At 62.6% G+C, this 13,572-nt stretch carries 12 protein-coding genes; 8 read left to right on the top strand and 4 right to left on the bottom strand.

Annotation, left to right across the window (positions count from 1 at the left end; translation table 11 throughout):
* The first annotated feature begins 1 nt into the window (after nt 1).
* From ftsH to VFO29_06530, 4 genes are read left to right on the top strand one after another with little or no spacing between them, the layout of a single operon-like run.
* Nucleotides 2-1,915: an ATP-dependent zinc metalloprotease FtsH gene (ftsH, locus tag VFO29_06545; GenBank protein ID HET9393157.1), complete on the top strand. Its 1,914-nt coding sequence runs from the start codon at nt 2-4 to the stop codon at nt 1,913-1,915.
* On the top strand, nt 1,912-3,162 hold the full coding sequence (locus tag VFO29_06540; protein ID HET9393156.1) for a hypothetical protein: 1,251 nt from the start codon (nt 1,912-1,914) through the stop codon (nt 3,160-3,162). Before ftsH ends, VFO29_06540 begins: the two co-directional genes overlap by 4 nt.
* A complete protein-coding gene (locus VFO29_06535; protein HET9393155.1) occupies nt 3,159-4,469 on the top strand; it encodes a hypothetical protein in 1,311 nt (436 codons plus the stop codon). The genes VFO29_06540 and VFO29_06535 overlap by 4 nt, the downstream gene beginning before the upstream one ends.
* Nucleotides 4,470-4,474: 5 nt before the next feature.
* On the top strand, nt 4,475-5,551 hold the full coding sequence (locus VFO29_06530; protein ID HET9393154.1) for a glycosyltransferase: 1,077 nt from the start codon (nt 4,475-4,477) through the stop codon (nt 5,549-5,551).
* Here the strand turns inward: VFO29_06530 and VFO29_06525 are convergent.
* From VFO29_06525 to VFO29_06510, 4 genes are read right to left on the bottom strand one after another with little or no spacing between them, the layout of a single operon-like run.
* Entirely contained in the window at nt 5,543-6,547 is a 1,005-nt protein-coding gene (locus tag VFO29_06525) for a glycosyltransferase family 1 protein (GenBank protein ID HET9393153.1), read from the bottom strand. The genes VFO29_06530 and VFO29_06525 overlap by 9 nt on opposite strands.
* Nucleotides 6,544-7,233, bottom strand: a complete 690-nt coding sequence (locus VFO29_06520) for a CPBP family intramembrane glutamic endopeptidase (protein ID HET9393152.1) — start codon at nt 7,231-7,233, stop codon at nt 6,544-6,546. The genes VFO29_06525 and VFO29_06520 overlap by 4 nt, the downstream gene beginning before the upstream one ends.
* 40 nt (nt 7,234-7,273) lie before the next feature.
* Nucleotides 7,274-8,095: a 16S rRNA (adenine(1518)-N(6)/adenine(1519)-N(6))-dimethyltransferase RsmA gene (gene rsmA / locus VFO29_06515; GenBank protein HET9393151.1), complete on the bottom strand. Its 822-nt coding sequence runs from the start codon at nt 8,093-8,095 to the stop codon at nt 7,274-7,276.
* Between the two features lie 16 nt (nt 8,096-8,111).
* Nucleotides 8,112-9,152 (bottom strand): 3D domain-containing protein, encoded by a 1,041-nt coding sequence (locus VFO29_06510; GenBank protein HET9393150.1) that lies wholly within the window; start codon nt 9,150-9,152, stop codon nt 8,112-8,114.
* A gap of 285 nt (nt 9,153-9,437) precedes the next feature.
* On the opposite strand from VFO29_06510, the gene VFO29_06505 reads away from it, so the two are divergent.
* The 4 genes from VFO29_06505 to rho all read left to right on the top strand — a co-directional run bounded on the left by VFO29_06505 (nt 9,438) and on the right by rho (nt 13,295).
* Nucleotides 9,438-10,583: a glycosyltransferase gene (locus tag VFO29_06505; protein HET9393149.1), complete on the top strand. Its 1,146-nt coding sequence runs from the start codon at nt 9,438-9,440 to the stop codon at nt 10,581-10,583.
* A 121-nt stretch (nt 10,584-10,704) separates the two neighbouring features.
* Entirely contained in the window at nt 10,705-11,112 is a 408-nt protein-coding gene (locus VFO29_06500) for a hypothetical protein (GenBank protein HET9393148.1), read from the top strand.
* 3 nt (nt 11,113-11,115) lie between these two features.
* Nucleotides 11,116-11,709, top strand: coding sequence for a DNA-3-methyladenine glycosylase (locus VFO29_06495; GenBank protein HET9393147.1), 594 nt, complete (start codon nt 11,116-11,118; stop codon nt 11,707-11,709).
* 113 nt (nt 11,710-11,822) lie between these two features.
* Nucleotides 11,823-13,295 (top strand): transcription termination factor Rho, encoded by a 1,473-nt coding sequence (rho, locus tag VFO29_06490; protein ID HET9393146.1) that lies wholly within the window; start codon nt 11,823-11,825, stop codon nt 13,293-13,295.
* The last annotated feature ends 277 nt before the right edge of the window (nt 13,296-13,572 follow it).

Below are 13,572 nucleotides of genomic sequence, written 5' to 3'. Positions count from 1 at the left end.
TGTGAGCAAGAATATTCGGGCCATCCTCCTCATCCTCGTCGCGTTCGCCGTGGTTGTCCTTATCGTGCAGCGCATCGTGGTGCCGCCGACGGAAGTCGTGCAGCTCGATTACAACGCGTTCCACCAGAAGCTCGTTGCGAATCAAGTAAAGACGTTCGACGCCGTCGGGACCGACGTCACCGGCACGCTTACGGACAACACGCATTATATGACGTCGCTTCCAAATCGCGACTCGGCGTTCGTCGATCAAGTGATGCGTCACGTAAAGGGCAGCGTAAAATTCGAAACCGTGCCTTCTTCGAATGTCCTGACGTTCGCTCTCACCGCCGTTCCGTTTGTCATCGTCGCGTTTCTCATCTTCCTCATTCTGCGGCAAGCGCAGAGCGGAGGAAATCAAGCGCTCTCGTTTGGGCGCTCGCGCGCCAAGACGCTCTCCGAGAACCGTCCCAAGGTGACGTTCAACGACGTGGCCGGCGTTGACGAAGCCAAAGAAGAGCTTGGCGAGATCGTCGAGTTCTTGAAATATCCGAAGAAATTTCAAGCGTTGGGTGCGCGCATTCCCAAAGGCGTGCTGCTGTTAGGACCGCCGGGTTCCGGCAAGACGCTGCTGGCGCGCGCTATCGCCGGCGAGGCCGGCGTGCCGTTCTTCTCGATCTCCGGCTCCGACTTCGTCGAGATGTTCGTCGGCGTCGGCGCATCGCGCGTGCGCGACCTTTTCGACCAAGCCAAGAAGTCGGCGCCGTGCATCGTCTTCATCGACGAGATCGACGCAGTCGGACGTCAGCGCGGTGCAGGGCTCGGCGGCGGACACGACGAGCGCGAGCAGACGCTGAACCAATTACTCGTCGAGATGGACGGCTTCGATCAAAACACCGGCGTGATTCTGATCGCCGCGACCAACCGCCCCGACGTGCTCGATCCGGCGCTCTTGCGTCCGGGACGCTTCGACCGTCAAATTGTCGTCGACCGCGCCGACGTGCGAGGCCGCCAGAAGATTCTCGAAATTCACGCGCGCAATAAACCGCTGGCCAAGGAAGTCGCGCTGGAAACGCTGGCCAAACGCACGCCCGGATTCTCGGGCGCCGACCTGGAGAACTTGCTGAACGAAGCGGCGCTGCTGGCCGCGCGCCGCAACAAGACCACGATCGAGATGAACGATTGCGACGAGGCGATCGATCGCGTCATCGTCGGTCCCGAACGCCGTTCGATCGTGATGTCGCAAAAAGAAAAGGAGATCACGGCCTATCACGAATCCGGCCACGCGATCGTCGGCGGATTGACCGACAAGGGCGACGCGATCCACAAGGTGACGATCATTCCGCGCGGCATGGCGCTCGGCATCACTTGGTCGCTGCCCGAAGATGACCGGCACAGCCAAACGAAAGAAGAGCTGCTGGCCATCGTCAGCCGCATGCTGGGCGGACGGTTGGCCGAGGAGATCAAGTTCAAAGACGTCACGACCGGCGCGAGCAACGACTTCGAGAAAGCCACCGAACTCGCGCGCCGCATGGTGACGCAGTACGGCATGTCCGATACGCTCGGGCCGATTCAGTACGGCCGCGGCAATCACCAAGTCTTCTTGGGACGCGACTTCGGCGAAGATCGTAATTACTCCGAAGAGATCGCCTCGCGGATCGACACCGAAGTGCGCCGCATTATCGAAGGCTGTTACGACCGCGGACGCACGCTGTTGCTGGAAAACTGGGACAAAGTCGAGCGCATGGTCGGATCGTTGCTCGAATACGAAACCGTTGAAGGTGAAGAGGTCAAAGCGATCCTCGAAGGCCGTCCTTTCGTGCGCGGCGACGAGCCGCCCGCGGAAGCTGCGCCGCCATCCGCGCCCGTTACCGAGGAAGGGAAGCGCGCGGAGAAACCCAAGCGGCTGCCGCCCAACATCTCACCGGAACCGGCATGATCGTTCGAGCCGTGCGCGGTGCGGCGGCGGCTCTGTGTCTGGCAGCGGCGCTCAACGCGCCGGCGCGGGCGCAAGTCGTTACCGTTCATTCCGATCCGACGGTCGCCACTACGGCGATCGAGCTGTGGTATCGCGCGCCGGCCGCCGGATACGATCTCAAGTCGCCCGGGATCGCCCGGATGGCAATCGCGGCTGTCGCAGCTTCCAAGCCGGCCGGCGGATCGTCGATCAGCGAAATCGTGAACCGGCTCGGCGGTTCGCTTTCCATTGAAGTTTATCCCGACATCGCGATGATCGGCGCGAGCGTACCTGCCGCGTCGTCGGCTTCGGTACTGCGCGCCATGACCGGCGCGTATTTTAGCGGCCTGATAACGGATGCCGGACTAAAAGCTGCCGCGCAAGACAGCGCGATCGTGGCGGCTCAGCAACCCTTTGACTCCGCGCGCACGCTGCAAGACGCGCTCTTCGCGCGGCTGTTCGCGGATGGCCCTGCGCATTACGCGCCCGTTCCGGACGCGGCGGCCTTCGCAACACTCGCGCCGTCCGACGTGCGGGCGTTTGCGACGCGAGCATTTCGAGCCGGGAATGCAGTCATCTCTTTAGGCGGCAATGCGGTCTCGGTGAATCCGCCGTCAGCGAGCCCCGCGCTTGACGTGCCCTTCGATTCAAAGCTCGCGGCTCAGCTGGGCGAATCCACCGTTAGCGCGCGCGCCGCGGGCTTAGGAGTGGCATGGGCCGGTCCGAGCATTTCCGATACGCGCGCGGCTACAGCCATGGACTTTGTGGCGGATTATCTTTTCGATCCCGATCACGGCACGCTGCCGCAGAGCATTCGCACGCGCCCCGACATCTTCGTTACGGGTCAATTCATCACGCTGCACGATCCCGGCGTTCTGCTCGTCACGGTTTCGGGCGACACGGCGAGCAGCGTGCAGCAGAACATTCTCGACGCGGTTTCCGGAATGACCAAGCCGCTGGACGCGGCAGTTTTTGCACGCGCGCAAAAAGCGTTCGTCTATCACATCTTGAGCCAGATCCAAACGCCGGTCGCCCGTGCGGATAACGCCGGCTGGTATGCGGCCGAAGGCAACGCGCAGTACGCTCCCGGTAACGATTCGGGAGCATATTTAGCTGCAGCCGCTTCGCTCGACCCGCAATTCGTTGCGCAGGCCGTTCGTACGTATCTCGCGCATCCGGTCATCGTGCACTTGATTCAAAGTACGCCCGGAACGAGCAGCGCGACATGAAACGACTGGCTGCGTTCGTTGCTTTGCTCGCCGTCTCGTGCCTCTGCTGCGCGACGGCGCGCGCATCGGCGACTTTTTCCGTTTCGAACAGCATAGGCTGGACGCTCGTGCGCCAGGACGATCCCGCGGCCGATCTGATCGGTACGCAGGTACGCGTGCTGGCCGGACTCGACCGTCAGACCCCATCGCAGAATGGGCTCGCGGCGCTGGTCGCGGAGGCGATTCTGCAGACGCGCGTAGCCGGCAACGAGTCACTGCAAGACGCGATCGCGGACAACGGCGGATCGATCGGCTACGACATCGGGCCGCACGATGTGCGTTTCTATCTCGAAGGCACGCCCGGCACGTACGAAACCGGGCTGGGGCTCTTTCGCAGCGCGTTGGCGCGGCCGGATTTTAGCGCGGCAGCGCTCAGCCAAGCGCGCCAATCGTTGAACGCGCGAAGTGCTCAGACGCAACAGTTCGCGCTTGCCGTCGGCTTGCAGATGCTCAACCGCACATTCTACAAGAATTCCGATGCGGGCATGCCGCCGTTGGGATTGCCGCAAACGCTGGCCGGTTTTCGCCCGAGCGACGCGCGCAGTTTCTTTGCGGCCCATTATCTGCGCGGCGGCGCAGTCATCAGCACTGTCGGCAAAATCCAAAACGTGCCGTCCGCCGCATTCGACGACGTGCTGAATGTTTTGCCTGCGGGCTCGTCCGTAGCCGCAAAGGTAACCACGGCAGACCTGAGTTCGAACTCGCGCCAACTCATCGCGCGCCGGGACATTCCGGTGCCGTGGCTGGTTGCGCAGTATAAAGCTCCGGATCTGCAGGGGCGCGACTTCGGCGCGATGCTCGTGCTGACGTCGCTCTTGCAGCGCACGCTCGCCGACGTTGCCGGCGTGCCGGCACTTTCAACGCCGTCCCTAGCGCAGCGCGGCGTCGGAGCAATCTACAATTTCGATTCGCATCCCGCCAACGTCGTCGTCTACGTTGACGGCGGCGGCGACCCGACGCGCGTGTTCGCGACGGCACTGACGATCGTGAACGTTCTGGGGCATGCCAAGTTGCAAGGCGATCTCAGCGACATGAAAGCGTTCGCGGTAGGCCGCTTCCTCGAACAATCGACGTCGCTGCACGATCGCGCTTGGCTGGCGAGCGTTTTTGTGAGCCGGCAGCTCCCGCCGGACTACGTGTCGCAGACGATCGCGGCGATCAATGCCGTGACTGCCGCCGACCTGCAGCGCGTTGCCGTCAAGTATTTGGGTCTGCCGAACATCGCGCTCGTGCTTCCGCGCGAGACGCAGCAAAACTCGTCTCCATAGGCCGCTTGCGCGTCGCGCTCGTCCACGATTACCTAAATCAGCGGGGCGGCGCCGAACGCGTCTTCGCGCACATCGCGCGCGCCTACCCGGACGCACCCATTTACACGGCCCTGCACGATCCGCACGCGACAGCCGATCTGGTCGATCCCAAGCGCGTGCGCGTTTCCTACTTAAATGCGATCCCCGGCGCGAACCGCTACTTCCGGTACCTCGCGCCATTTTATCCGCGCGCATTTGAACGGTTTGATTTCTCGGACTTCGACACGATCGTCAGCTCGACGACGGCATGGACGAAAGGAATTCGGGTTCCGCCGGGTGCGGTGCACATCTGTTATGTGAACACCGTCAGCCGGTTTGCGTTCGCCTACGACGAATACGTCGGCAGGTCATCGTTCGTCGCTCGACCGGTTGTCCGGCGCTTGATAGAGTGGGATAAGCGCGCAGCGCAGCTGCCCACGCGTTTGATTGCGAACTCGCGCAACGTCGCGGATCGCATCGAACGGTATTATGGGCGCGAGAGCACGGTGCTGCACTGCCCTGTCGACCTCGAACGTTTTAGCGCGGGAACGGGCGAAGGAAACTATTTTCTCGTTGCGTCGCGCCTGCTGCCGTACAAACGCATCGAACTCGCGATCCGTGCGGCTGCGATCGCGAACGTCGCGCTCGTCGTTGTGGGCACGGGACCGGATGAAAGGCGGCTGCGTGCCTTAGCAGCCGAGTCCCCGTGGGTTCGGATGGCCGGGTACGTCGACGACGCGGAGATGAATCGTCTGTTGGGAAATGCGCGAGCCGCGATCGTACCGGGCGAAGAAGATTTCGGCTTGGTGCCGCTGGAGGCGGCCGCGACGGGACGTCCGGCGATCGCTTTTCGCGCCGGCGGCGCACTCGAAACGATCGTTGAGGGCCAAACCGGCGAGTTCTTTGACGAGCCGTCCGCGCAAGCGCTGGCCGAAGCGATGCAAAACTTCGATCCGGCCCGGTACGACCCGCGCACGCTGCGCGCGCACGCCGAGAAATTTTCGCCCGAGCGTTTTGTCGAACGGCTGCGCGCTATTGTGGACGAAACGCGCAGCTCAAGATAACATCCGGACAACCTCCAGGATCCCGCGGGCCGGCGCGAGCGGATCGAACCGCGCTACGCGCGCCAGGCCGGCTTCCCGCAACATCGCGCGCAGTTGCGCATCCCTGTGGACGCTCAGCAAGGCGTCACGCCAAGCGATCCGGTCGCTCGGATCGATCAATAGTGCGCCTCCGTCGCAGGCTTCGGGCAGTGCCGCAGCATTGGCGGCGAGGACCGGCGCGCCGCACGCCATCGCCTCAACCGCCGGCAAGCCGAAACCCTCGGCCAGCGACGGCACGGCAACGGCGACGGCGCCGGAGTACAGGCTTCGCAGCTCTACGTCGTCCGGCCGTACGCGCCGCTTGAGCGCGCGCATCCGTTCGAATTTGCCCGTATCCTCGGCGTTGAGTTCGCCGGCGACCATCAGCTCGACGGCTTGGTCTTCGAATGCCGCCTCGAACGCGTCAAAAAGTAAGGCCGCGTTCTTGCGCTCGTCCGGACCGGCAACGAAGAGCACGTATGTCAAACCGGGTTCGGCCGCGACGGGGTGCCAAAACGGTTCGATGACGGGCGGCACCACATCAATCCCGGCGGCATTGATGCCGAACAGTTTGTGCAACTCGCCGGCGCTCCATTCCGAGATCGTGACTTTCGCGTCCGCTTCGCGCACGGCGCGGCGAATGGGCGCTTGTTCGCGCACCCGTGCGATGATGTTTTTGTGCGGAAACGTGAATGCAAACGGATCGTAGATCGTGACAAAGCATGGAGCATGCGGTGCAAAACGCATGCCGTTCCATGGATACCACACCGTATGCGGCGGCTTTTTGCGCAACTCGCGCGTTTCAATCAGCGGATAGTCGAACTCGCCCTCCAGCGATTGCGCTGTACCCCGATCGCGGACGATGAGGCTCACATCATCTTCGCCGAGCGCTTGCAGACCGTACAGGACGCGCCGCACGTATCGCCCCATCCCGCGCCGGTCGGCCGCGAGGTTCCAGGCGTCTACGGCGAGCATCATTGTGCGAGTTGCGGCGCGACGAACAGAGCTACGAACGAAACGGCATTGAACAGGCCGTGCGTAATCATCGAGGCGTAGGCATTTCTGGTTTTGGCATAGACGGCGCAAAGGATGATGCCGCCTATGGCCAGCGGCACGGCGAGAATCAGGTTTTGGGCGAGCGTGAAACCGAATTGCGCGTGAGCGAATCCGAACAGCAAGCCGCTTACCGTCGCCGCAAGCCAAAAATTGGCGTATCTGCGGATCGCGTTGAAAAGAAAGACGCGAAAGACCAGCTCTTCGGCGATTGCCGCGAGGACGATACCCATAAACGCGAACGTCGCTTTGCCGGCCGGAGTCTTCATGCTCAGGAACAAGGTGACGGCTTGTTCGGGCACCTTGATGTGCAAAGCGGTTTCAAGCAACGATGCCAAACCGTTCGTCAGAACGATCATGGCGAGCGCGCCGATCGCAGCGATGCCGATCGTGCGCGCGGTCGGCGCTCGAAACCCGAGCCCTGCGAGCGATGTGCGGGCCGTCCACGGCAGCAGCGCCACTAGGCAGATGATCGCAGCCAAATCCGTGCCCGCCAAGGTGGCCAGAGAGACGCCCGCGGGCGGATGCAAGAGCGCGTTGCGATCCATCATGTGCGCGATGACAAATTGGATACTCGGCGCCACGTTCCCGACGATCACGGCGAAGAACAATGCCCCGAACGTTACAAGCGAACGGAGTCCTGAAAAATTGCTAGCGGGCGGGAAGGACGCCGGCGATTCTTGCAAAGTCGCCGATTGCGAGTTGTTCTCCACGTATCTCCGTATCGTAATCGAGCTGCCGTAGCGCGTTCGTTACGTCCGCGCGTTCGATGTCCAGCGCCAGCGACAAACTGTTCGCGAGCGTTTTCCGGCGGTACGCGAACGCTCCGCGCACGACCTGCAGAAAGCGCGCCTCGTCGGCGACCGCTACTGCGGGCCTTGCGAGCCGCTGCAATCGCACGACTGCCGAGTCTACCTTGGGCTGCGGATAGAACACGCGCGGAGTGAGCGTAAACGCGCGTTCGACCTGCATCCTGTACTGAACCGCGACCGAGAGACTGCCGTAGGCGCGGTCTCCGGGTTTGGCGCGCAAACGGTCGGCCACGTCTTTTTGCAGCATGACGACCAGCAGCTCAGGCCCGCCGGTCATTTCGATGAAACGCATGATCAGCGGCGTCGCGATATTGTATGGAAGATTCCCCGTACACCGCCAGGCTTCGCCGCCGGCAAACGCTGCATAATCAAAGGTTAGTGCATCGGCGTGCACGATCGCGGCTCCGGCAAGATCGTTGCGCGAGCGCAGAATGCGTACCATGTCTTCGTCGATTTCGATCGCGGTGACGTCCGCTTTCGTCTCGAGCAGCGCCTGCGTCAGCGTGCCCGTTCCCGGACCTATTTCCAGAAGGCGCGCGCCGGCAGCAGGCGCGACGAGGCTCGCGATGCGAGCCGCCGCGCCGGAATCCATGAGAAAGTTTTGGCCTAGCCGCTTCTTGGGGCGGTAACCGAATTGCCGGAGCAGCTCCCGCGCGTGCATGGGAGCATCGTTTTCTCTAGCGGAGCGTGTAGACTTTTATTGGGCGGCGGCCGAACTGGATCGCGTCGCTCTCGGAATTGAATCCGAGGTCGATCCGGTGACCGACGATCGCGCCGCCGGTGTCGCCGGCAATCGCGAAGCCGTATCCCGGTATGAAGAGCTTGGTGCCGAGCGGAATGATGCGCGGGTCTACTGCGACGATACCGCGCCCGGCGCGATAACCGGTCGCGGTGTATCCGCTGCACCCCGAGCACGCCGCAGTATACGCTGTGGCGACCATGTCGAGAGCATCGGCGGCGATATAGGCGGTTTTCTGCAGACCGCGCTGCGCGAACTCAGCAAACGCCGCATAGGTGCCGACGCCGACAGCCAAGATGCGGTTTTTCGGTTTGCGCAAAAGATGCGATGCGAGAACGCGTTTTTGCACTTTGCCGTCGGTGCTGACGAAACTGATGATCGCCAAGCGTACGCCGGCGCTTCCGGCTGAAACGATCTTCGTCTTGCCGGGCGCCAGTGCGAAATCGATCTCGTTGATCGTCTTGGGCGCAATGTGAATCTTCTGCGCGGAAATCCATTTTGCAATCCGCGTGATCCGGATCGTTTCTCCGGCGACGATCGGATCCGCCAGTGACGGCGAAACGGTGTCGTAGGTTCCCAAATGTACGCCGCGCTCTTCGAGCAAAGCGCCGACGTCTGCCGCGTTGCTGACGATCTCTTGATGCGTTTGTCCGCTCACGAACGTTACCGGAACCGCCGCCGAATATTCGATCTGCATGTCGCCGGTGATCAGCGTATCGGCCGACGGATGAATATAATCGCCCGCTCCTACCGTTATACCGCGCTCTTTCAGGAAGTCGCCGACCGTGCGCGCAGCCGAAAGCAATACCGTCTCTTGTTCTTGCGAATCGAACGTGATGGAGTGCTGCGGGGCGGTGGTTTCGGGGCCGGCGGCGAGCGCCGGAGGGGGGTTACTAAGAAAGCCTGCGGTCACGAGGCTCAGGACTAGGGCGCCGGCGGCCATCAGCTCGCTCGTGCGCCGGTGAGTACGTCCTATCAACCCATCTCCTGTTCTGCGAAAACCCACGGCGGGGCTAAAGGCGGCTTACAAGCTGCCCTTGGTGCGGCAGTGGTACGCGGTTCGGTTGTATGCGTTGACGGATCCGAGTCGGACACGCCAAGGAAAGGTTATTCCGGTGCCGGAGCCTCGGGAGGCGCCCGGCATCCCGGGCACTATACCATGCCTTTACGAACGGCGGCCTATGCCAAAAGTCACAGCCAAGAAGGTGCCCCCTCTTTCCCCTAGAGGCGCCACCAGGCGTCCCCTGTAAAGATGACCGTCCCCATGCGAGTCGGCTTTTTTACGGAGGTCTATCGCCCGATAATCAACGGGGTTGTGGCATCGGTCGACGGGCTGGCGGGGGGCTTGCGCGCGCTGGGGCACGACGTCTACTGCTTCGCGCCCCATATCCCCGGATCGGATGAAGGCGACGGAGCTCTGCGGATGCCTTCGCTGCCGCTGCCCATCTCGACGCCGTACCGTTTGACCGTTCCGCTGGTCAGCCGCCGCAACCGGCGCGGCATCATCAACCATCTCGACGTGCTCCACGCGCACTCGCCGTTCGTAACGGGATGGATGAGTGTGCGCTATGCGCGGCGGTTGCACGTGCCGCTGGTGTACACGTACCACACGCGTTTGGAAGAGTACGTGCACTACTTGCCGTTCGATCCGAAGGCGACGCGTTTCGCAGCCTCGACGTTGACGCGCAGCTTTGCGAACTTAGCCGACGCGGTGATCGTGCCGACGCCGGCGATGCGTCAAAGACTCGCGGAAATCGGCGTTACGGCACACATTGAAGTCGTTCCGAGCGGAATCGATCTCGAGCATTTCGGTTCCGGAAAACGGCGCGCGGATCTGCGGCAATCGCTGGGCGCGCGATCCGGTGACCGGCTGTTGCTTTTCGTCGGGCGTTTGGGACGCGAGAAGAACGTCGAAGTGCTGCTCGATGCGCTGACGCTGACGAAGACTTCGGCGCGTCTGGTGATCGCCGGCGACGGCCCCGAGCGCGAAGCGTTGGAGACGCGCGCGAACGAGTTGAATTTAGGCGGACGCGTACGGTTTTTGGGCGAGGTAGGACGAGACGAACTGCCCGATCTTTATGCAAGCGTTGACGCGTTTGTTTTTCCGAGCGTGACCGAGACTCAAGGGCTGGTGCTGGTGGAAGCCCTGGCGGCCGGAACCGCTGTGATCGCGGCTGACGCACCCGTCGTTCGGGAGGTGCTGGGAGGGGCCGGCCGGCTCGTCGCCAGCTCCCCAGAGGCCTTTTCTGAGGCGATCGACGCGCTGCCCGACGCCCAAGACGACGCGCAGCAGGCCCGGAACCGCGGGGCGGCCGCACGCTTCGGCATCGACCAGCAGTCCCGCCACGTGGCCTCGCTGTACGAGGCCCTCCGCAGCCGCGAGGTCCAAGCGGCTACTGGGGCCCCGTGAGCTTTGCTCACGGGGGCGCGGAGGCGCTTGCGCCGGAGCGCTTTTAAAAGGGCCCGGGGGTCCCCGGCGCGCTTGCGCGTTGGGGGTTGACCCGAACATACGTTCGGGGTACGATAAGGCTATGAGAGCGATACATGCGGCCGTCGGGTATGCGGCGGATGACGCGGGCAACGGCGTTGCCTATGTGCGCATAATGCTCCAAGAGCCGCGGGTGCTGCGCGTGGCCTTTCGCGTGCAGCGCCAGCCGGCCTTATTGGATCGCGAAGTCGGATATGCGGCGCTGACGGCAGTCTGCGAAACGCTGCGGCGTCGCGGATTCGAACGCGTGCGGTTCCTGATCGACGACGCGCACTTGCGGACAGACTTGCGCCGGCGCGACAATTTGCCGCCTCCGCTGGCGCTTCCGTACGTGCGCCTGGGCTGCGCGCTCAACCAATTCCGGAGGTATGAAATCGCTGCGATGCCGGCGAGTGATGCGGATTTAGCCGCACGAGCTCGTTCGGAAGTAGCACTGCACGTCGCGGCCTAACCAGTGCGCTTTCGACGGCTGCGCGCGCGCGAATTGCCCGCCGGAACGGTCGATCTAGCGAAGGCGCTTCTTGGATGTGTGCTCGTTCGTGACTGCCCGGACGGCCGCGCCGCCGGACGGATCGTCGAAACCGAAGCCTATGTCATCGGCGATCCTGCCTCGCATGCCTATCGTGGAAAAAGCGGGCGGAACGCATCGATGTTTCTGGCCGCGCACCACGCGTACGTCTATAAGATTTACGGCACGTCATGGTGCGTCAACGTCACCAGTGAAAGCAAAGACGAAGGCGCCGCCGTTTTGATTCGCGCGCTCGAGCCGCTTGAAGGATTGTCTTTGATGGAAGCCCGGCGGCGCACGACGCGCGTCCTGGACCTCTGCCGCGGACCCGGACGCCTGTGCCAAGCGCTTGCGATCGATCGCGATCTTGACGGCGTCGATCTGCTGCGGAGCGGCGACCTTTGGCTTGCCGCGCCCGCGGCCCGGCCAGCAATCGGTACGAGCCGGCGCATCGGGATTACCAAGGCTTTCACCCGCCGGCTGCGCTTCTACGAGCGCGGCAATACCTTTGTCTCGGGGCCCAAGCGCTTGTCGTCCTGAGCGCGCTGTGCTATAGTTTGGGCGTCGCGACGTGCGGTTAAACCCTCCGCGACCATTACGCTTCCCGCTCACGCTCCAACGAATTCCGGCAGCCTCGCCCGATTGTTTCGTTTATGCGGCGTGTGCGACTCTACGAGAGAGATAGTCCAATTCAATTCGAACATCGTCCCAATAATGACGGCCGCCCAGGCGGAGGCCGCCGGCGCCGTTCGCGCCGCCATCGCCAATTTGGCAACAACCCCGCTCCGCACTTCGAGCAATTCCCGCAGGCCGAGCAAAATCTGCCGCAGCTGCTCACGATCGAAGAGCTTTCGGAAAAATCGAAAGCCGATCTGAACACGCTGGCCAAGGAATTCGATATCGATTCGCCGCTCAAGCTCAAAAAAGAAGAGCTGATTCCGCGGATCATGGAGATCCAGGCGCAGCGCACCGGCCTCGAAGTCGCCAACGGCGTGCTCGACATTCTGCCCGAAGGCTACGGCTTTTTGCGCCGCGACGGGTACGTGATCGGGCCCGAAGACGTCTACGTCAGCCAGACGCAGATCCGCCGCTTCGAACTGCGGCGAGGCGATTTGGTCGAAGGCCAAGTCCGCCGGCCCAAAGATAACGAGAAGTACTTCGGCCTGATCCGGGTCGATCGCATCAACGGGCTGTTGCCCGACGAGATTCGCGGCCGCCGGCTCTATGAAAAAGGCACGCCGATTTACCCGAACGAGCGCTACCGGCTCGAAGTGCGCTCGACGCAGCTCTCGACGCGCGTCATCGACCTCTTCTGTCCGATCGGCAAAGGCCAGCGCGCGCTGATCGTCTCGCCGCCCAAAGCCGGTAAGACGACGCTGCTCAAGAACATCGCCAACTCCATTTCAATCAATCACCCGGACGCGCACATCATCGCGCTGCTCGTTGACGAACGGCCTGAAGAGGTCACGGACATGCAGCGCACGATCGACGGCGAGGTCGTGGCTTCGACGTTTGACGAACATCCCGAGAACCACACCGCCGTTTCCGAACTGACGATGGAACGCGCCAAGCGGCTCGTCGAGATCGGCAAAGACGTCGTGATTTTGCTCGACTCCATCACGCGCCTCGCGCGTGCCTGGAACCAAGTGATTCCGACCTCGGGCCGCACGCTCTCCGGCGGTTTGGACACCGCCTCGCTGCACAAGCCCAAACGGTTCTTCGGCGCGGCGCGCAAAATCGAAGAAGGCGGCTCGCTCACGATCATCGCTACGGCGCTGATCGAGACGGGTTCCAAGATGGACGACGTCATCTTCGAAGAGTTCAAAGGCACCGGCAACATGGAACTCAACCTGACGCGCAAGCTCGCGGAGTCGCGCATCTTCCCGGCCATCGACATCAAGCGTTCCGGTACGCGGCACGAAGAGCTGCTGCTCAGCGAAGACGAGATGCGTAAGATCTGGATGCTGCGCCGCGCGACGAGCGTGCTCAACAGCGGCGACATCACCGAGATCATTCTCGACAAGATGGCGCAAACGCGCACCAACGACGAGTTCTTGCAATCCGTTACGAAGGAAGCGCTCTCGCTGTCGCGCGGGTACAACGAAGAGGGCAACGGCAAGTACTAACCTTCCGCTCACCGACGCAAACAGTGTCATGGTGAGCCTGTCGGGATGTCATCCTGAGCCCTTAGTGTGTCATGGTGAGCTTGTCGGGATGTCATCCTGAGCTTGTCGAAGGACGGCCGAGCTTGACGAGGCCCGCACGTTTTGGTCGGCCCCGACACCCCGTCAAAGACACTCAAAAGCCGCCCTCCATGGCGGCTTTTTGTTTGGGCGCTTTTTTCGAGAGAACAAAGTTTTGAAGTCGAGCTCGAAAAAGTCGCACACTTCGCCGGGGCATCGG

The organism is Candidatus Rubrimentiphilum sp., from assembly GCA_035710515.1.
Classification (GTDB): domain Bacteria; phylum Vulcanimicrobiota; class Vulcanimicrobiia; order Vulcanimicrobiales; family Vulcanimicrobiaceae; genus Rubrimentiphilum.
Note: the sequence above shows the minus strand (reverse complement) of the source record. Positions and strands in the feature narration are given on the sequence as shown.